The following is an 18,927-nucleotide window of genomic DNA, read 5'->3' as shown; positions in this document are numbered from 1 at the left end:
ACTTGACGACAGGCCGTCGCCTGCCTTCAATGTGTTCGGCAAGTGAAACTACGTTCGTTATTCGAACACTATCAGGGGTGCCGCGAGCTGTCGAGCGGCATTCCGGACGGGGAGGAACCGACGATGGATCGCCTCACGGGAACGACCGCCGGCCGCGCGCCGGACCGCAGCTGGCCGCGGTCGCTCGCGCGGGTGCCGTACTGGGTCTTCCAGGACGAGGCGGTGTACCGCGCCGAGCAGGACCGGATCTTCCACGGCCCGCACTGGAGCTACCTGTGCCTCGAGGCCGAGCTGGCCGAGCCCGGCGCGTTCTGCGCGACCTTCATCGGCGAGCAGCCGGTGCTGGTCACGCGCGACGTCGACGGTGAGGTGTACGCGTTCGAGAACCGCTGTGCCCACCGCGGCGCGTTGATCGCGATGGCCGACCACGGCAAGGCCCGCGACTTCACCTGCGTCTACCACGCGTGGACCTACAACCTGCAGGGCGACCTCACGGCCGTCGCGTTCGCCGAGGGGGTCGGCGGCAAGGGCGGGATGCCGAAGGACTTCTGCCTGGCCGACCACGGGCCGCGCAAGCTGCGCATCGCCGTGGTCCACGGCCTGGTGTTCGGCACGCTGTCCAACGACCTGCCCGACATCGAGGAGTACCTCGGCGAGGAGATCCTCGACCGCATCGACCGCGTGCTCGGCGGCCGCAAGCCCGTGGTGCTGGGCCGGTTCGCGCAGCGGCTGCCGAACAACTGGAAGCTGTACGCGGAAAACGTCCGCGACTCCTACCACGCGAGCATCCTGCACCTGTTCTTCACGACGTTCGGCATCAACCGACTGTCGCAGAAGGGCGCGATCATCGTCGACGAGTCGGGTGGCCACCACGTGAGCTACTCGGCGATCGACCGCACCGCCACCGAAGCGACCGAGTACCGCGAGCAGAAGATCCGCTCGGAGTCCGAATACCGGCTGGCCGATCCGTCGCTGCTCGAAGGCTTCAGCGAGGTCGGCGACGACGTGACGCTGCAGATCCTCTCCGTGTACCCGGGATTCGTGCTGCAGCAGATCCAGAACTCCGTGGCCGTGCGCCAGATCCTGCCACGCGGCACCGACGACACGCTGCTGAACTGGACTTACCTCGGCTTCGAGTCCGACACCGAAGAGCAGCGGCTGGTGCGGATGAAACAGTCCAACCTGGTCGGTCCCGCCGGCTACGTGTCCATGGAGGACGGTGGCATCGGCGGCTTCGTGCAGCGCGGCATCGCCGGCGCGTCGGACGAGTACGCCACGCTGCAGATGGGCGGCGACACCGCGGAATCGAGCGAAAGCCGCGTGACGGAAGCGTCGGTACGCGGGTTCTGGCTGGCCTACCGCGAGTCCATGGGCTACGTGCCCGACGACGACGCGCCGCTGCCCGAGATCGGCAAGCACGAGCGCACCCGGGTGGTGCGTTCCTGATGGACAACCAGGTCGCCATCGCCCGCGCCCAGGCGCACTACGCGCGCTGCATCGACGACGGACCGCTCGAAGACTGGCCCACGTTCTTCACCGAGGACTGCCACTACCGCGTGACCACGGCCGACAACTACGCCCGAGGCCTGCCCGCCGGCCTGATCTGGGCCGACACCCGCGGCATGCTGCACGACCGCGTGTCGGCGCTGAAGGAAGCCAACATCTACGAGCCGCACGTGTACCGGCACATGCTCGGCCAGCCCGCGATCCTCGCCGAGTCCGGAGTGGACGTGGCGAGCGAGACGCCGTTTTTCGTGCTCCGCGTGACCGGCGGCGGTCCGACGGACCTGTTCGCCAGCGGTCGGTATATCGACAAGTACCACGTGGACGGTGGACAGGCCCTGCTGCGCGAGCGCGTGGTGGTGTGCGACAGCAAGGAGATCGACACCCTCCTGGCGCTGCCGCTGTGAGCCGCGTGCTGCTGGCCATCGGCGACCCGAACGGCATCGGGCCCGAGATCGCGGTCGCGGCCGCCACCCGCGCCGTTGACCCGCCGGTGCTGGTCGGTGACCACCACGTGCTCGCGGATCTGGCCGCCGCGCGGGGTTTCCGCCTGCGTGAACACCGACCTGGCGCGCCGGCCGAGCCTGGCGTGCTCGACCTGGTGGACGTCGGGCACCTGCCGCCGGACGAATTCCGGCCCGGGGTGCTGAGCGCCGAAGCGGGATCGGCGACCATCGCGTACGTGAGCCGCGCGGTCACGCTCGCGCTCGGTGGCGGTTATCGCGGCGTGGTCGCGTGCCCGCATTCGGAGACGGCCGTGCACGCCGCGGGCATCGCGTTCCGCGGTTATCCGCCGTTGATCGCGCAGCTCACCGGCGTGCCCGAAGACCGCGTGTTCCTGCTGCTTTCGGGCGGTGGCCTGAACATCGTGCACACGACCCTGCACGAACGCCTCGCCGACGCGCTGGCCCGCCTCACCCCTGAACTGGTCACCGCGGCCGGGCTGGCGTTGGGGGAAGCGCTGCGGACGTTCGGCATCGACACCCCGCGCCTCGGCGTGTTCGGCATCAACCCGCACGCGGGCGAGGGCGGGTTGTTCGGCAGCGACGACGAGCGCGTCACCGCGCCCGCCGTGGCGGCGCTCGCCTCCCACGGCCTCGACGTGACCGGCCCGACCGGCGCCGACGTGCTGCTCACCACCCCCGGCCACCACGGGTTCGTCGCGCACTACCACGACCAGGGCCACATCCCGATCAAGCTGCTGGCCGGCCGCACCGCCACCGCGCTGACGGTGGGCGCCGGGGTGCCGTTCTGCAGCGTCGGCCACGGCACGGCGTTCGACATCGCCGGCCGCGGCGTCGCCGATCCGACGGCTGTGGAGCGCGCACTGGGCCGGTTCGGACGAACGAAGGAGACCACCGCATGATCACCGTGGCGGACACGGACGTCGAGATTCCGTGCGAAGACGGGCAGACCGTGCTCGAAGCCGCCGAGAACGCGGGCTGGGCGATCCCGTACTCGTGCCGCAAGGGCGTGTGCACGTCGTGCACCGGCGCGCTGGTCGCGGGTTCGGTGCAGCTGCGCGGCCGCGGCGAACTCACCGGCCCGGCCGAGGGCGTGCTGCTGTGCCGGGCCGAACCGCGGGGTCCGGTCGTGGTGCGCCCCCGGCGCATCGAACGCAGCGAACCACCGCGGCGCAAGAAGCTCACCACGGTGGTGCACCGGATCCGCCGCCCCGCGCCCCGCGTGACTGTGCTCGACCTGCGGTTCCCGATCGGCCGGCGCGCGCCGTTCCGGGCCGGGCAGTTCCTGGAGGTGCAGCTGCCCGGAGACGAGCCGCGGCCGTATTCGCTGGCCAACCCGCCGCACCACAACGACTCGGTGCAGCTGCACGTGCGCACCGAACCGGGCGGCCGGTTCTCCGAGCACCTAGTGGGCGCGCTCCAACCCGGCGACACGCTCGACGTCGAGACGCCGTTCGGCGAGTTCGTGCTCGACGACGGCGACGGTCCGGTGCTGCTGCTCGCCACCGGCACCGGCTTCGCGCCGATCCAGTCGATCGTGCTGGACCTCATCGCGCGCCGTCGCACCCGGCCGGTGCACCTCTACTGGGGCGGGCGCACGGAAGAGGACCTCTACCTGGCCGAGCTGCCGCGGAGCTGGGCGGCGCGGCACCCCTGGTTCTCCTACACCCCGGTGCTTTCCCGTCCGGGCAAGGGCTGGTCCGGCGGCACCGGCCACGTGCAGCACGCCGCGCTGGCGGAGTACCCCGAGCTGACCGGCCACCGCACGTACGCCTGCGGCAGCGAAGCCATGACCACCGACGCCCACGACCTGCTCACCCGCCGCGGCGGCCTGCCGACGGCGAGTTTCCTGGCCGACTCGTTCGTGGCCGCGACCGAGCCGCGCATTCCCGCCTGACCGCGTTTCCCGTTCCCCTTTCCCCACCACGATTCAAAGGAGAATCCCATGGACTTCGTGCTCGTCCACGGCGCTTGGTACGCCGGCTGGAGCTGGCAGGAAGCAGCCGAAGCGCTGCGGGCGCAAGGTCACGCGGCGCACGTCGTGGACCGGCTGCCCAGCGGCGATCCGGCGGTGTTCGGCGACGTGGCGGCCGACGTCGCGCACGTTCGTGACGTCCTCGATGGCCTCGGCCGCGACGTCGTGCTGGTCGGTCACTCCTACGGCGGCATGGTGGTCGACGAGCTGGCCGACCACCCGCGGGTGCGCCACAGCGTGTTCCTGACCGCGTTCCGGCCGCGCCGCGGCGAGACCCTGCTCGACATCCGCTCCCCGCACCCGCAGGAGTGGATCGTGCCGCGCGAAGACGGCACGCTGCACGTGACCGAGGACCACGCGCTGGCCCGCCAGGTGCTCGCGGCCGACTTCGACGAGACCGCGTTCACCGGAGTGCACGCGCGGCGCCAGGCGCACGCGGCGGTCACCTTCACCCAGCCGGCGAGCGGAGTCGAGCACACGCACCCGGTCACCTACGTGGTGTGCGAGCGCGACGAGGCGATCTTCCCCGTGGACCAGGAAAAGATGGCCGCCGGAGCCGACCACGTCGTGCGGCTCGACGCGCCGCACCTGGCCCCGCTCACGCACGCGCGTGAAGTGGCGAACCTGCTCGCGGACGTCCGGTGACGGCCGGCGTGCGCCTCACCGGGTTCGTCGACGGGCGGCGGGTGAGCGGGTTCCAGTACGGCACCGTGGTGCTGTGCGGGCTCGTGATGTTCTTCGACGGCTTCGACACGCAGGCGATCAACTACCTCGCCCCGCACATCGCGAAGGACTGGGGCCTGAAGGTCGCGGTGCTCGGCCCGATCTTCTCCTCGGCACTGGTCGGCTTGATGATCGGCTACCTCGCGCTCTCGCCGCTGTCCGACCGCTTCGGGCACCGGCGGCTCGTGATCGCGGGCACGGCGTTGTTCGCGCTCACGAGCCTCCTGTCCGTGTGGGTCGGGGGCGTGACCGAGCTCGTGGTGCTGCGGCTCGTGACCGGCATCGGCCTCGGCGCCGCTGCCCCGAGCGCGGTGGCGCTCACCGCCGAGTACACGCCGAAGCGCCTGCGCGCGAGCTTCGTGCTGGCGATCTACTGCGGCTTCTCACTCGGGTTCGTGGTGGCCGGTGTGGTGTCGGGCTGGCTCGTGCCGACGGCCGGCTGGCGCTCGGTGTTCCTCGTGGGCGCGCTGGCGCCGTTGGTGATCATCCCGTTGATGCTGAAGTTCCTGCCGGAGTCGCTCGTCTTCCTGGTGGGCCGCGGCGCGAACCCGACCCGGGCGTACCGGCTGCTCCGCCGGATCGATCCGGCACTGCCGGCGGAGACGCAGCCGATCACGGTCGACGCCGCCGAAGCCGGCGGCCGCGTGAAGCTGCGCGCGCTGCTCGCCAACGGCGGGGTGCTGAGCACCGTGCTGCTGTGGGTGGTGTTCGCCGTGAACCTCGGTGAGTTCTACGCGCTGCAGAGCTGGCTGCCGACGATGCTGACCCACCTCGGGTTCGCGAGCGGCACCGTGGTCACCGCCACGAGCCTCACGACGGTCGGCGGCATCGCGGTGGCCCTGGTGGTCGGCCCGGCGATGGACCGTCTCGGTGCGTTCGGTTCGCTGGGCACGCTGTTCGTGGTGGGCGCGGTGTTCCTCGCGGTGACCGGGCCGGCGTTCCACGCGCCGGTGTGGGTGCTGCTCGGCGCGATGTTCCTCGTCGGCTGCGGGGTCAGCGGTGGGCAGAAGGCGCTGATCGCGCTGGCCGCCGTGGTGTACCCGGTGAACATGCGCTCCACGGGCGTGGGCTGGGCGCTGGGGATCGGGCGGCTCGGCGGGATCCTCGGGCCGCTGGTGCTCGGCGCGGCCGTGGCGGCGGAGTGGTCGCCGGCGGCGATCTTCCTGGCGCTGTCCGGTCCGATGCTGCTGTGCGCCCTGGTGATCCTGTACCTCGGCCGGCGGGCTCGGCAGACGGCTGAAGTCGTCGAGCTCGAAACCGCGGCGGTGTGACGGAGGGGCTCCCCGGCGGTGGTCGGGGAGCCCCTCGCGCATCAGGCCGCGGCCACCTCCAGCTCCGAGACCTGCCCGGCCGGCCAGCCGGTGTTGCCGGTGATCGTCACGCGCACGAAGCGCTGGGTCGTCGTACCGAAGCTCGCCGAGGCGGTGTTGCCCGACGACGGGCTGAAGGTCCAGCCCCGCGAGGAGACCAGCGTCGTCCACGAGCCGCCGTCGGCGCTGCCCTGCACGGTGACCGTCTGCGTGCGCGCGCCCCAGTCGGTGGACGGCGGGAGCTTCAGCGTCACTTTGTTGATGGCCGCCGCGTCACCGAGGTCGACCGTGAGCGACTGCGGGAACGCGTTGTTGGTGCTTTCCCAGTAGCTGCTCGCGTTGCCGTCCACGGCGTTGCCCGGCGGGAAGCCGCCCTGCGAACCGCTCGCCGTGATCGCCTTGCCGCGCGCGATGTTCGCGCCCGACTGCGGCGGCTGCGGCGGGCCGGAGTTCGGCGCGGGCCAGCTCGAACAGTCGCTCCAGGTGCCGGTGAAGCCGCTGTTGCCCGAGCCGCCGAAGGTCATCTTCGGGATCGAGCTCGGGTAGGGGCAGTTGTACGTGCCGACCACACCGACGCCCGAGGCCGTGAGGTTGCTGATCGACACCGTGCCCTGCGTCTGCGACTGCGCCACGAACGTGCCGGTGCCGCGCACGGTCACGCCGTCGATCGTGATGCCGCTGACCTGCTTGCCCGCGCCGTTGCCGTCGATGAACTGGATGGCCTCGTACGGGCTGTCGATGGCGGTGAAGCCGTTCACGCGGATGTTCACGCCGGTGATGGCCTGGTCGCGCGCGTCGAACCAGAGCGCGCCGACGCCGAACTGCCAGTTGGGGTCGAGCGCCCCGGCTCGCAGCGCGGTGTTGTTGGTGAGCGTGACTGTGCCCGAGAGCGGCACCGAGTTGAACCGGTTGGCCACGAGGTAGCCGCCACCCAGGGCGTTGGTGTCCTGGATGAGGTTGCCGCTCACCGTGTTGTTCGAGCCGCCGTAGAGCGCGATGCCGTTGGCCAGGTTCGGCTGCACCACCGTGTTGTTCGCGATGGTGATGCCGGAGTCGGCCTGCCCGTTGGACCACAGCGCGAGCGCGTCGTCACCGTTGTTGCGCAGGTAGTTGTTGCGGATGGTGGAGTTGGTGACGGCGCCGTCGAAGTTCACGCCGTCGGCCTGTGTGTCGAGGATGCGGTTGTTCTCGATGGTGAGGTTCGAGGACGCACCGTTCATCAGCCAGAGGCCGCACTTCGTGTCCTGGATCCACAGCCCGGACACGACCGAGCCGTTGCCCAGCACGCCGTGGAACGCGTTGTCGGGACTCGAGTCGTTGCGCTCGGAGACCGAGCCGAACACGGCGAAGTCGTAGAGCTTGATGTTGCCGGACGCGCTGCCGTTGTTGAAGATGTTGTTGCCGTGCAGCACGGTGTACCACTGCCCGGCGCCGCGCACGGTGGTCTGGTCGATCTGCAGCGCGGACCCGATTTCGAACCGGCCGCTCGGGAGCCAGACTTCCTTGCCCTGCTGCCGGGCGGCCTGCAAGGCGTTGCGGAAAGCTTGCGTGTCGTCGGAGGAATCGTTGGCGGTGGCACCGAAGTCGGTCACCGACAGCGAGCCGGCCGGCTGCGCGCCGGCGCCGGCGACCTGCTCGAAGTCGGCGAGGTCGATCGTGGCCTGCCCGACGTCACCGGAATCCAGCTGCACCTTCACCTTGGCGCCGGCGGCGGCGTTCTGGCCGAACAGCAGCCGGGCGTCGTCGAAGAAGTGGTGGGTCTTGGCGCCGGGGATGAAGGAGGTGTCGGTGTAGGTGTACTGCGACGTCACCGAGAGGCCGCTGGAGACCTTGGTTCCGTTGACGTACACCGACATCCGGCCGGAGCTGCCGTCGGGCAGGTTGTAGTGGACGTTGATCGAGTTGGCCGCGGCCGGCAGCGTGAACTCCACGTACTGGCTCTGGCCGAGCTTCACCGCCTGCCGGCCGGACGCTTCGGAGGCCACCGTGGCCTGCGTGTAGTCCGGCCCGACGGCGGATCCGTTGGTGCCACTGCATTCGGCTTCGACCGTGCGGAACGCGACGGTCGCGCCGCCGGACGCCGTGGCCGGGCAGGTCGCCGCCGCAGCGGGGGTCGCCGAGCCGACCGCGAACACGGTCAGCCCGGACGACACCAGCGCCGCGGCCAGCAGGGCCGCCCTGGGTCGTGCTGAGGTGGGGGACATCTTCGTCCTTTCTGGATTCTTCCGGGGGATCAGGACGCGTAGGCTTCGAGCTCGGAGAGCTGCCCGGCCGGCCAGCCGGTGTTGCCGGTGAAGCTCAGCCGCAGGTAGCGCGTGCTCGTGGCCGGGAAGGTCACGGTGGCGGTGTTGCCGCTCGCCGGGTCGAAGCGGTAGCCGGCCTCGGACTTGAGGGCGCTGAACGACGAGCCGTTGGTGCTGCCCAGCACGGTGAGCGTCTGGGTGCGGGTGCCCCAGTCGTTCGACGGCGGCAGCTTGAGCACGAGCCGGTCGACGGTGAGGCTGCTGCCGAGGTCGACGGTGAGGCTCTGCGGGAACGCGTTGTTGCTACTTTCCCAGTAGCTGCCGGCGTTTCCGTCCACGGCGTTGCCCGGCGGGAAGCCGCCCTGCGATCCGGTGGCGGTGGCGGCCTTGTGCAGCGCGAGGTTTCCGGTGGGCGGCTGGGTGGGGGTGGTCGGGTTCGTCGGTGTGGTGGGGGTGGTCGGCGTCGTCGGCGGCGTCGTGCCGCCGTTGTCGCCGGTGTAGACCGGCGTGGGCCAGGAGCCGCAGAACGTGGTGGTCCAGCCGGAGTTGCCGCCCTGGTCGGCCAGGCCGGTCAGGGCGTCGGGGCCCATGCAGTTGTACACACCGGCGCGGCCGATGTTCGTGGCGACGACGTTCTTGACCGTGCCGCTCGGTTTGGACTGCAGTTGCCACGCGAACGTGCCGGCGCCGGTGACGCGCAGGCCGTCGAAGTGCACGTCGGTGGTGGCGCCGTCGATGAACTGCACGCCTTCGTAGTTGTTGTCCAGCAGGTCGTTGTCCACCACGTCGATGCGGCCGGTGATGGCCGAGTCACGGCCGTCGAACCACAGCGCGCCGACGCCGAACTGCCAGTTGGAGTCGAGCACGCCGGTGCGGATCGCGGTGTTGCGCGTGACCGTGGTGGTGCCCGAGAGCGGCACGGCGCTGAACCGGTTGGCCACGTGGATGCCGCCGCCCTGGTCCTGGTTGTCGGCCACCACGTTGTCGGACACGGTGTTGTCGTGGCCGCCGTAGATCGCGATGTTGTTCGCGAGGATCGGCAGCAGCACCGTGTTGAAGGAGAACGTGTTGTGGTGGTCGGCGTCGTGCTCGGCCCACATCGCGAGGCCGTCGTCGCCGGTGTTGCGCAGGAAGTTGTTCGTCACCAGCGTGTTGCTGATGCCCTGGTGCAGGTTGAGGCCGTCGGCCGTCTGGTCGAGGATGCGGTTGCCGCGCACGGTGAGCCCGTCGAACGGCCCGTCGAGCCACAGCCCGACCTTCGTGTGCTGCAGCCACAGGTTCTGCACCACGGAGCCGCCGCCGAGCGCGCCGCCGATGGCGTTGGACTGGTCGCAGTCCTCGCGGGCCTGGACGTCGCCGATGATCGCGAAGTCGTAGAGGCCGACGCCGGTGCTGCTGCCGGGAATCGCTGCGTTGCCGGGATAGGTCGAGGTGCCGCAGCTGGCCGGCTCACCCTTGCCGAAGATGCCGGGGCGGGCGCCGCGCAGCTCGGAGTACCACGGGCCGGCGCCGCGGATCGTGACCTGGTCGACGGTGATGTGGTGGTTGAGCGTGAACGCGCCGGCCGGGATCCACACCTGCTTGCCCTGGCTCTTCGCGGCGGCCACGGCGGCGTCGAACGCGTTCGCGTCGTCGCTCGTGTCACCGGCGGTGGCGCCGAAATCCGTCACGGAGACGGAGTTGGCGGGTTTCGCCGCGGGTGGCGCGACCTGCTCGAAGTCGGCGAGGTCGATGGTGGCGGGGGTGACGTCGCCGGCGTCGACCTGCAGCTTGATCTTCGTGCCGGCGGGGTAGCTGGTGGCGAAGAGGGTGCGGACCTCGTCGTAGAAGTGGTGGGCCTTGCCCTGGCCGGGGTCGTTGCTGAAGGGGTAGCCGCCGTAGTACCAGCCGTAGCGCGAGGTGAGGTTGAGGTCCCGGTTGTGGGCGCCGTTCACGTACACCGAGATCGTGCCGTTGATCCCGGTGCCCTGGGCGCTGTCAGGGAGGCTGTAGCGGAAGTCGAGCGAGTCGGCGGCGGCGCCGAGGGTGAACTCGACGTACTTGCCCTGGCCGGACAAGGTCACCGCCTTGCGGCCGGACGCCTCGCCGGCGAGCGTGCCGGCGGTGCGGTCGGGGCCGATCACGGTGCCGTTGGTGGCGGCGTTCTCGGCTTCCTGTTCGAGGAACGGCACGGTGGCGCCGCGGGTCGCGGCCGCGGGCGTGGCGGTGGCCGGGCTGGCCGGCACCGCGACCACGGCGAGGGCGGTGAGCCCGGCCGCCGCGAGCACGGCGCTGCCGAGGGCGACGAGCCGGTTTCTGGTGGTCGGCCTGTTTTCGGGCGCGCTGAAGACACCTAGGGGAGACACGGGGCAGCACTCGCCTTTCGTCGGGGTCGGGTGCACTGGTGGGGACAGTGTGTGAGCTGGATCATACGAATTCCCGACAGGAAATCGCAATAGTCGGACGGACTTACGCAAATTTTCGACAACCGCTTCCGGTGGTGGCGGTTCGCCGACCGGCCGGGCCAGGATGATCGGCGGAGTGCCACGACGTCCTGGAGGTACCGAGATGACCGCGACCCGTCCTCAGGTGGGGCCGCCGCTGCCGTTCGACCCGGAGCTGGAGGTGGTGCTGGAGCAGATGCGGGCCGAGCGGCCGGCGCTCGACTCGGCCGCCGCGATCCCGGCGCTGCGCGAAGAACGGGCCACGCGTGACCTCTCGCTGGAGGAAGTCGAGGCCGACGGCACCGTCTCACTGTCCGAAGTGGACGCCGACGGCGTGCCGCTCGTGATCGGCCGCCCGACCCACGTGGTGGGCGACGCGCCGGTGCTCTACTGGATGCACGGCGGCGGCATGATCCTCGGCGGCCACCGCGGCCGCGATCTGCTGGTGCTCAAGGACTACGCGGTGTCACTCGGCCTGGCGTTCGTGTCGGTCGACTACCGCGTCGCCCCGGAACACCCGCACCCGGCGCCGGTCGAAGACTGCTACACGGGTCTGAAGTGGACACTCGCGCACGCCGGCGAGTTCGGCATCGACCCGCTGCGCACGATCGTCGGCGGCGCCAGCGCCGGTGGCGGCCTGGCCGCCGCGGTGGCCCTCCTGTGCCGCGACCGCGGCGGTCCCGGGCTCCTCGGCCAGCTCCTGCTCTACCCGATGCTCGACGACCGCAACGACACGCCGTCGTCCTACCAGATGGCCGGCCTCGGCGTGTGGGACCGCACCGCCAACGACATCGGCTGGACCGCCCTGCTCGGCCCCGCCCGCGGCGGCCCGGACGTCTCGCCCTACGCCGCCCCGGCCCGCGCCACCGACCTCACGGGCCTCCCACCGGCCTTCCTGGACGTCGGCACCGCCGAGACCTTCCGCGACGAAGTCCTCACCTACGCGACCCGCCTGCTGCAAGCCGGCGTCCAAACCGAACTCCACGTCTGGCCCGGCGCCTACCACGGCTTCGACGGCTCGGCGCCGGACGCCGCGCTGTCGGTGCAGGCGCGGGCCGCACGAACTCCTTGGCTGCGCCGAATCCTGAGTTGAGAAGCGACTGGGCTGCGGCGGATTTCCTGCTCTGCCGCAGCCCTACTTCGGGAGGTCCTTCAGCCACGCCGTCACGATGATCTCCCCGGTCGTCCCGAGATCCGTCTCCAGCGGCACGGTCTGCTCCACCTCACCCGGCGCCGCGACCACCGCCACCGCCTCGCCGGTCACCTTGTCCCCGGACGTCACCGTGCCCGACCACGACACCACACTGAGCAACTTCTCGTGCGGCTTCAGCTCCAAGCGCTTCGGCCCGGGGTCCTGGGAGAAGTACGAGATCCCGTGGCTGACCTTCACCTCCAGCGGCTTACCGTCGCCGCCGAGCACCCGCACGACCGGGTAGCCGTCGAGGGTGTGGCTCTTGGTGTCGTTGTTGGTGAGCGTCAACACCGTGGCCCGGTGCCCCAGTGCCGCCTCCACCACGCCCGCCGACACCACCAGCGCCGGCTCGGGCACCTCACCGGACGTCACCACCCGCGACGGCACCGGCGGCTGGGGCTCGGGCACCTCATTCGGTATCCCCACCGGCGACGGCACCGGCACCATGGCCGGCTCTCCCGAACCACACGCAACAGCCACCACAGCCACGACGACAACGGGCGCCACCCGCCAGATCCCCACGACGACGCAACCTAGCGCCCCGACCCGAGCCGCGACGCAGCGCCTGACCCTGACCGTCACCGGAGAAATCCCTTGCCGGGCATGAGGACCCCCAACGCAAGATGCCCCGGACCCGACCAGGTCCGGGGCACCTCACCACAACACCGATCTCAAGAAGTCAACAACGGCAACAACGGCTTCCGAACCGCCGTAGCCACCCCATCCGAAGCCCCGGCCGCAGCCACCCGCTCCGCCGACGGAACCCCGTACCCGGTGGTCCGCTGCCGCAACGGCCGCCCCAGCGGCTCGACCATCGCCCGCATGTCGCTGATGGTCTTGTACGACCCGTTGGAAGCGCCGGCCATCCGCGAGATCGTCTCCTCCATCAGCGTCCCGCCGATGTCGTTGACCCCGCCCTGCAGCACCGCCCGGCTGCCTTCCTCGCCGAGCTTCACCCAGGAGCTCTGGATGTTGTCGATCATGCCGTGCAGCAGCAGGCGCGCCAGGGCGTGGACCGCGCGGTTCTCGTTCTGAGTCGCGCCCGGGCGGGCGAGGCCGGCGAGGTAGATCGGCGAGCTCTGGTGGATGAAGGGCAGCAGCACGAACTCGGTGAACCCGCGCCGCCCGTTCTTCTCCAGGCCTTCGCGCTGCAGCCGGGCGAGCAACTTCAGGTGGGCGACCCAGTGGGCGGGCGTGTCGACGTGGCCGTACATCATCGTCGACGTCGTCGGCAGCCCCACCGAATGCGCGGTGGTCACGACCTTGATCCACTCCGACGTCGGCAGCTTGCCCTTGGTCAGCACCCAGCGGACGTCGTCGTCGAGGATTTCCGCGGCCGTGCCCGGCAGGGAGTCCACACCGGACTCCTTGGCCTGGATCAGCCAGTCGCGCAGGGACAGGTTGGTGCGGGAGGCGCCGTTCACGACCTCCATCGGGCTGTAGGAGTGGAGGTGGATGTCCGGCTGCCGCCGCTTGACCTCGGCCGCGAGGTCGAAGTACGCGGTGCCCGGCAGATCCGGGTGGATGCCGCCCTGCATGCAGATCTCGGTCGCGCCCGCGGCCCACGCCTCGTCCACGCGGTCGCCGACCTGCTCCAGCGAGAGCGTGTACGCGTCGGCGTCGGTGCGACGCTGCGCGAAGGCGCAGAAGCGGCAACCCGTGTAGCAGACGTTGGTGAAGTTGATGTTGCGCGTGACCACGAACGTGACGTCGTCGCCCACCGTCTCGCGGCGCAGGTCGTCGGCGAGCTTCGTGAACGCGTCGAGTTCCTTGCCCTCGGCCGAAAGCAGCGCCAGCGCGGCGTCGTCGGACAGCCCGGCGGGGTCCTTTTCCGCACTGCGCAAGGCTTCCAGCACGGTGGAGTCGAACTTCTGCGGCCCGGTCTTGATCCGGTCGCCGATCTCCTTCCAATCCCCGTACACGGAGTCGAAGTCGCTCCGGCGGTCATCGGTGCGGCCGGTGGTGTCGATCTCGGTGTGCAGGTCGGTGCGGCCGGACTGCTGCCAGCCGCCGTCCGGCTCCTGCCACGGGATGCCGACCGGCATCGCGCCCTCGCGCGCCATCCCGGTGGCCGGGTCCACGAGCGCGGCGACGTGCCGGGTGATCCGCGGGTCCAGCCACGGCTCACCGGCGTTCACGTACTCGGGGTAGATCGTGAGCCGTTCCTTCAGCTCGAAGCCGGCCTTCTCGGTGCGGCGGGCCAGCTCGTCGATCTGCGGCCAGGCGCGTTCCGGGTTCACGTGGTCCGGGGTCAGCGGCGAGACTCCGCCCCAGTCGTCGATCCCGGCGCGGATCATCAGGTCGTACTGGTTGCCGATCAGGTTCGGCGGCGCCTGGATGCGCATCTTCGGGCCCAGCACGAGCCGCGCCACCGCGATGTTCGCGGCCAGCTCTTCGAGGTCGGCGTCCGGGGTGGCGCGCATCTTCGTGTCCGGCTTCGCCCGGAAGTTCTGCACGATGACTTCCTGCACGCCGCCGTAGGTCTTGGCGACCTTGCGGATCTCGAACAGCGCGTCGGCGCGCTCCTCGTGCGTCTCGCCGATGCCGATCAGCACGCCGGTGGTGAACGGCACCGAGCTGCGCCCGGCGTCTTCGAGCACGCGCAGGCGGACGGCGGGATCCTTGTCCGGCGAGCCGTAGTGCGGCCCGCCCTTCTCGCTCCACAGCCGCGTCGCCGTGGTCTCGAGCATCATGCCCATCGACGGCGCCACCGGCTTGAGCCGCTGGAAGTCCTGCCAGCTCAGCACGCCGGGGTTCAGGTGCGGCAGCAGGCCGGTCTCCTCGAGCACTCGGATCGCCATCGCGCGGACGTAGGAGAGCGTGTCGTCGTAGCCGTGGGCGTCGAGCCATTCGCGCGCGGCCGTCCAGCGGTCCTCCGGCCGGTCGCCGAGCGTGAAGAGGGCTTCCTTGCAGCCCATTTCGGCGCCCTTGCGCGCGATGTCCAAAACCTCGTCGGGCGAGAGGAACGGCGACTCGAGCCGGCCCGGCACGGTCACGAACGTGCAGTAGCCGCAGCGGTCGCGACAGAGCCGGGTGAGGGGGATGAAAACCTTGCGGCTGTAGGTGATCACGCCCGCGCGCCCGGCCTCTTCGAGACCGGCGTCGCGGATGCGGGAGGCGTGCTCGGACAGCGTCTTGAGGTCGTCACCGCGCGCGTGCAGCAGCACGGTGGCCTCGGCGAGGTCGAGCGTCTTCCCGTCCCTGGCCCGCGCGAGCGCGCGGCGCATCGCCGACGGGGTGGGGGCGGTCAACTCGGGTTCGGGTGCCATTCCCGTCACGCTAGGACCCGCTCGCGGAAGTGGGCCAGTGCGTTGTCCGCCACGTGCTCACCCGTTCGGAAGGCGAGATCATCCGCGCTGGTCAGAGGCCCGGAAAGGTTGTCGATCACCCGGCGGACGTGTATTACCTAAAGTGTGGCATCGGTGATCGGGAAGCGCATCGGCGGCCGGACGTACTACTACCTGGCCGAATCCGCGCGCGTGGACGGCGCGCCGCGAGTGGTCACGCAGCGGTACCTCGGCACCGCCGAGGACATCGCCGGCGCGCTGCCCGGCGGCGCCGAACCGGGCGGCGCGCGGCACCGCACGTTCGGTGACGTGGCCGCCGTGTGGGGCACGATCGAGCGCCTCGACCTCGTCCGGCGGATCGACGCCGTGGCCGGGCCGCAGCGCGCCAAGACCACACTCGGGTTCCACGTCGCGCTCGCCGTGCTGCACCGCGCCACCGGCGCGGGCGCGAGCTTCGAACAGTGGTGGGCCGGCTGCGCGGCGCGCGACCTGGTGCGCCCGCGCCCGCCGAAAGCCGCCGTGACCACGGCCGCGCACTGGCGCGCGTTGCAGCGCCTGACCCCGGAACGCATCACCGGCGTCGAGACCGCGGTCGCCGAAGCGGTGCTCGACCTGCTCGGCGACGACGGCACCTCCGCCCTCGCGGTCGACGTCCCGCAGTTCGCGGCCTTCACCGCCGCCGATTGCACGGCGCCCTCGGCCTGCCAGGACACGCTCGCCGGCCTCGGGCTCGTGGTCACCCGCGACGGCGCGATCCCGCTCGCGTCCCGCGTGTACCGGAGGGAGAACGGCAGCGCGCCGACGTTCGGCGCGCTCGCGGGGGACCTCGGCGAGCGGTACCCGGCCACGGACGTCACGCTCGTGTTCCACGCCGGGCTCGCCGGGCAGCTCGACCTCGGCGCGCGGCGCGGCTTCGTGGGCGCGCTGCCGCCGGCCGACCACCCGGAGCTGCTCACCCAGCCCGCCTCGGCCCGCCGGCGCGTGGACCCGGAGCGCTTCGCCGGGCTCACCGCGATCGACACGCGCGCGACCGTGGACGGGGTGCGCCGCCGGGTGATCCTCACCCACTCGGCCACCCTCTTCACCGCGCAGTACCGCGCGTTCACCGACGAGCTGAGCACGGCCGTGCGCGAGCTCGACGGCCTCGCCGCGGCACTCGCTGCCGGCACCCACCGCGGCGACCGCACGCAGGTCCACGCCGAGATCTCCCGCGTCACGCGCGGCCGCCGCGTGGGCCGGGTCCTGGAGGCGACGCTCACCGGCACCCGGCCCGGCGAGATCCGGCTCACGCGCCGCGTGGACGAGGCGGCCGTCGCGCGGCTCGTCGACGAGCTCTTCGGCAAGCAGATCCTCGTGACCGACCGCGACTGGCCCGTGGCCGAGATCGTCACCGCCTACCGCGCGCGGACCTACCTCGAATCCACGTTCCGCTGGCTCACCGGGCCGGCCGCGCTCGGCCCGACGCCGCGGTGGGAGTGGACGCCGCACCGCGTCGCCGTGCACTCGCTGGTGTCGGTGCTCGCCGCCACCGTCACCCACCTCATGCGGCGCGAGGCCGACCGCGCCGGCATGAACCTGTCGGTGGGCGAGCTGCTCGACCAGCTGTGCGGCATCGGCGAGACGGTGCTGCGCTACCCGTCCACCGGCGGGCGCCCGCGCACCCGCCGTATCCTCACCGACCGCGACCCCGAGCAGCAGGCGTTGTTCGACCTGTTCGGGCTGGCGAAGTTCGCGCCCTAGCTCTCGCGTTCGATGGTCAGCGCCGAGAAGCTCTGCACCACCGGCATGATCTCGATGACGTTCACGTTCACGTGCGGCGGCTGCGCGGCGGCCCAGAACACCGACTCGGCGATGTCTTCGGCCGTGAGCGGGGTGGTGCCGGCATACACGTTCGCGGCCTTGTCGTCGTCGCCGAAGCGGACGTTGGAGAACTCGGTGCCGCCGACCATGCCGGGCTCGATGTTCGTCACGCGCACGCCGGTGCCGCGCAGGTCGCTGCGCAGGTTGAGGCTGAACTGGTGCACGAACGCCTTGGTCGCGCCGTAGACGTTGCCGCCGGGGTAGGGGTAGGTACCGGCGATGGACCCGATGTTGATCACGTGGCCGGCGCCGCGCTCGACCATGCCGGGCAGCACCGCGCGGGTGAGGTGCACGAGACCGGTCACGTTGGTCCCGATCATCTGGTCCCAGTCTTCGAGCTTGGCCTCCTGCGCCGGCTCGAGGCCCTTGGCCAGTCCCGCGTTGTTCACGAGCACGTCGATGCGGCCCCAGTCGCCGGGCAGCGCGCCGACGGCCGCCGCGATCGCGTCGCTGTCGCGCACGTCGAGCACCACGGGGAGCACGGACTCGCCGAGCTCGGAGGTGAGCGCGGCCAGCCGGTCGGCGCTGCGGGCCGCGGCGACGACCCGCGAGCCCTCCGCGACGAACCGGCGCGTGATCGCGGCACCGAACCCGGCACTCGCGCCGGTCACGAATACGGTCTTCATGGGGTGGGTCACCGTTCTTCCGCCTGGGGGTCCGGCTCTCGCCGGAGAGGGTGCAGGAACCGGCCGAACACGTCGTTGAACTCGGCCGCGGACTCCAGATTAGGCAGGTGGCCCGCGCCTTCGAGCACCGCCAGTGTGGAACCGGGGATCAACCGGTGCATGAGCTGGGCGTCGGCGACCGGGGTGAACTCGTCTTCGCTGCCGGTCGTCACGAGGGTCGGTACCCGGATGTCGCTGAGGGTGCGGCGGTAGTCGGGGCGCACGGCGCGGGCCCGCAGTGCCGCGGCGGCGCCGGCGGGTGGGGTGGTGCGCATCATCGTGTGGACGTGGCGCGTGACCTGCGGGTTGTCGGTGCGGGTGCGGGCCGAGAGCATCTTCGGGAGCAGCTCGTCGGCGTAGGCGGGCATCCCTTCCTGTTCGACGCGGGTGGCGGTGGCTCTTCTCTGTGTCTTGCCTTCGGGGGTCTCTGCGCTGGGGAAGGTGTTGGCGAGCAGGAGTGCCTCGACGCGGCCGGGGTGGTCGGCGATGGTCTGCATCGCGATCTGGCCGCCCATCGAGAGGCCGCCGAGCACGAATCGGTCGAGACCGAGGTGGTCGGCGAGGGCGATGAGGTCGTCGGTGAAGTCGCGCAGGGTCGTCACAGCGGGGCCGGTGCTCTGGCCGTAGCCGCGGAGGTCGGGGACGACGACGCGGAAGCCCTGGGTGGCGAAGTGCTCGGCTTGGGGGAGCCAGAGGGAGCGGTCGAAGGGGTGGCCGTGGACGAGGAGGAGGGCGGGGGAGCTGTTGTTCCTCGCCGGCTGGTGATCGTCGTAGGTGGTGACGGTGTCTGCTCTGTGGAGGGTGGGCATGGGCCCGACGCTAGGCAGAGCACTTGGTCGGTGCAATACGGATCAATGTAGTCGGAGCAATGATTTTTCTGGGTCGACGAGGCGGCTGGACGGGGTGTCCGGGGGCCGCAAGGGGTTCCGGACGCGGTTACGCGGGGTTTGACCTGCGAATATCGCGTTAAGGGACCCCCCTGTTTTGGGGCGTTTTCGGCCATGTAAAGTTCTCCAAGTCGCCAGGGAAACCGGGTGGCCGACCGGGACACGAACCAAGCTCTCGCCTCAGGCGATTGAGTGGGTGGCCCAACTAAAACTGCTAGGAATGACTGCTTCGGTTGAGGCTGGCCCTGCGGGGTTCGGGTTTGATCGTGGTGTGTTGCTTGAGAACTCAACAGTGTGCTAGTGAACTAAGCCAGTAGAGCTTATATGAAACCTCGTATGAGGTTCCTTTGAGAATATGATTGAGAATAGTCTCGATCAAACTGTTCATTGTTGGA

At 70.6% G+C, this 18,927-nt stretch carries 14 protein-coding genes and 1 rRNA gene (1 of these 15 cut by a window edge); 9 read left to right on the top strand and 6 right to left on the bottom strand.

The window, feature by feature from the left end:
• The first annotated feature begins 123 nt into the window (after positions 1 to 123).
• Genes VSH64_RS24045 through VSH64_RS24020 form a run of 6 tightly spaced genes read left to right on the top strand, consistent with a single transcriptional unit; the run spans position 124 to position 5,936 of the window.
• Positions 124 to 1,446 (top strand): aromatic ring-hydroxylating dioxygenase subunit alpha, encoded by a 1,323-nt coding sequence (locus tag VSH64_RS24045; protein ID WP_326564923.1) that lies wholly within the window; start codon positions 124 to 126, stop codon positions 1,444 to 1,446.
• Positions 1,446 to 1,910 (top strand): aromatic-ring-hydroxylating dioxygenase subunit beta, encoded by a 465-nt coding sequence (locus VSH64_RS24040; RefSeq protein WP_326564922.1) that lies wholly within the window; start codon positions 1,446 to 1,448, stop codon positions 1,908 to 1,910. Before VSH64_RS24045 ends, VSH64_RS24040 begins: the two co-directional genes overlap by 1 nt.
• Complete coding sequence (locus VSH64_RS24035; RefSeq protein WP_326564921.1) at positions 1,907 to 2,869, top strand: PdxA family dehydrogenase; 963 nt, start codon at positions 1,907 to 1,909, stop codon at positions 2,867 to 2,869. Before VSH64_RS24040 ends, VSH64_RS24035 begins: the two co-directional genes overlap by 4 nt.
• A complete protein-coding gene (locus VSH64_RS24030; RefSeq protein ID WP_326564920.1) occupies positions 2,866 to 3,864 on the top strand; it encodes a 2Fe-2S iron-sulfur cluster-binding protein in 999 nt (332 codons plus the stop codon). The genes VSH64_RS24035 and VSH64_RS24030 overlap by 4 nt, the downstream gene beginning before the upstream one ends.
• A gap of 48 nt (positions 3,865 to 3,912) precedes the next feature.
• Positions 3,913 to 4,587, top strand: a complete 675-nt coding sequence (locus VSH64_RS24025) for an alpha/beta fold hydrolase (protein WP_326564919.1) — start codon at positions 3,913 to 3,915, stop codon at positions 4,585 to 4,587.
• Positions 4,584 to 5,936 carry an MFS transporter gene (locus VSH64_RS24020; RefSeq protein ID WP_326564918.1) on the top strand — a complete coding sequence of 451 codons (1,353 nt, stop codon included), beginning with the start codon at positions 4,584 to 4,586 and terminating at the stop codon, positions 5,934 to 5,936. Before VSH64_RS24025 ends, VSH64_RS24020 begins: the two co-directional genes overlap by 4 nt.
• Before the next feature lie 41 nt (positions 5,937 to 5,977).
• Here the strand turns inward: VSH64_RS24020 and VSH64_RS24015 are convergent, their stop codons facing one another.
• Together VSH64_RS24015 and VSH64_RS24010 are read right to left on the bottom strand one after the other, a co-directional pair.
• Positions 5,978 to 8,179, bottom strand: a complete 2,202-nt coding sequence (locus VSH64_RS24015; protein ID WP_326564917.1) for a discoidin domain-containing protein — start codon at positions 8,177 to 8,179, stop codon at positions 5,978 to 5,980.
• 29 nt (positions 8,180 to 8,208) lie between these two features.
• Positions 8,209 to 10,563, bottom strand: coding sequence for a discoidin domain-containing protein (locus tag VSH64_RS24010; protein ID WP_407655558.1), 2,355 nt, complete (start codon positions 10,561 to 10,563; stop codon positions 8,209 to 8,211).
• A 202-nt stretch (positions 10,564 to 10,765) separates the two neighbouring features.
• On the opposite strand from VSH64_RS24010, the gene VSH64_RS24005 reads away from it, so the two are divergent.
• Positions 10,766 to 11,734 (top strand): alpha/beta hydrolase fold domain-containing protein, encoded by a 969-nt coding sequence (locus VSH64_RS24005; protein ID WP_326564916.1) that lies wholly within the window; start codon positions 10,766 to 10,768, stop codon positions 11,732 to 11,734.
• Between the two features lie 42 nt (positions 11,735 to 11,776).
• Here VSH64_RS24005 and VSH64_RS24000 read toward each other — a convergent pair whose 3' ends face one another.
• On the bottom strand, positions 11,777 to 12,241 hold the full coding sequence (locus VSH64_RS24000; protein ID WP_326564915.1) for a DUF4232 domain-containing protein: 465 nt from the start codon (positions 12,239 to 12,241) through the stop codon (positions 11,777 to 11,779).
• Positions 12,242 to 12,504: 263 nt separating this feature from the next.
• Entirely contained in the window at positions 12,505 to 15,102 is a 2,598-nt protein-coding gene (locus VSH64_RS23995; protein ID WP_326564914.1) for a bifunctional FO biosynthesis protein CofGH, read from the bottom strand.
• A 144-nt stretch (positions 15,103 to 15,246) separates the two neighbouring features.
• On the opposite strand from VSH64_RS23995, the gene VSH64_RS23990 reads away from it, so the two are divergent.
• Positions 15,247 to 16,860, top strand: coding sequence for an IS1634 family transposase (locus tag VSH64_RS23990; RefSeq protein WP_456062079.1), 1,614 nt, complete (start codon positions 15,247 to 15,249; stop codon positions 16,858 to 16,860).
• On the opposite strand, the gene VSH64_RS23985 is transcribed toward VSH64_RS23990, so the two are convergent.
• On the bottom strand, positions 16,857 to 17,606 hold the full coding sequence (locus VSH64_RS23985; protein ID WP_326564913.1) for an SDR family oxidoreductase: 750 nt from the start codon (positions 17,604 to 17,606) through the stop codon (positions 16,857 to 16,859). The genes VSH64_RS23990 and VSH64_RS23985 overlap by 4 nt on opposite strands.
• 8 nt (positions 17,607 to 17,614) lie before the next feature.
• The gene (locus tag VSH64_RS23980; RefSeq protein WP_326564912.1) at positions 17,615 to 18,454 is read right to left on the bottom strand and encodes an alpha/beta fold hydrolase; all 840 of its coding nucleotides are present in this window, start codon (positions 18,452 to 18,454) and stop codon (positions 17,615 to 17,617) included.
• A gap of 465 nt (positions 18,455 to 18,919) precedes the next feature.
• Between VSH64_RS23980 and VSH64_RS23975 the strand changes: the two genes are divergently transcribed.
• Positions 18,920 to 18,927, top strand: a 16S ribosomal RNA gene (locus VSH64_RS23975) (it continues 1,511 nt past the right edge of the window).

The organism is Amycolatopsis rhabdoformis (genome assembly GCF_035918295.1).
Classification (GTDB): Bacteria; Actinomycetota; Actinomycetes; order Mycobacteriales; family Pseudonocardiaceae; genus Amycolatopsis; species Amycolatopsis rhabdoformis.
The sequence above is the reverse complement of the archived record's forward strand: the minus strand, read 5'-3'. Positions and strand labels throughout refer to the sequence as shown.

Coding starts and splice junctions, on each gene's coding strand:
- VSH64_RS24025 (WP_326564919.1), top strand. CDS start 3,913: ATGGACTTCGTGCTCGTCCACGGCGCTTGGTACGCCGGCTGGAGCTGG.
- VSH64_RS23995 (WP_326564914.1), bottom strand. CDS start 15,102: ATGGCACCCGAACCCGAGTTGACCGCCCCCACCCCGTCGGCGATGCGC.
- VSH64_RS24005 (WP_326564916.1), top strand. CDS start 10,766: ATGACCGCGACCCGTCCTCAGGTGGGGCCGCCGCTGCCGTTCGACCCG.
- VSH64_RS24030 (WP_326564920.1), top strand. CDS start 2,866: ATGATCACCGTGGCGGACACGGACGTCGAGATTCCGTGCGAAGACGGG.
- VSH64_RS24040 (WP_326564922.1), top strand. CDS start 1,446: ATGGACAACCAGGTCGCCATCGCCCGCGCCCAGGCGCACTACGCGCGC.
- VSH64_RS23985 (WP_326564913.1), bottom strand. CDS start 17,606: ATGAAGACCGTATTCGTGACCGGCGCGAGTGCCGGGTTCGGTGCCGCG.
- VSH64_RS23980 (WP_326564912.1), bottom strand. CDS start 18,454: ATGCCCACCCTCCACAGAGCAGACACCGTCACCACCTACGACGATCAC.
- VSH64_RS24015 (WP_326564917.1), bottom strand. CDS start 8,179: ATGTCCCCCACCTCAGCACGACCCAGGGCGGCCCTGCTGGCCGCGGCG.
- VSH64_RS24045 (WP_326564923.1), top strand. CDS start 124: ATGGATCGCCTCACGGGAACGACCGCCGGCCGCGCGCCGGACCGCAGC.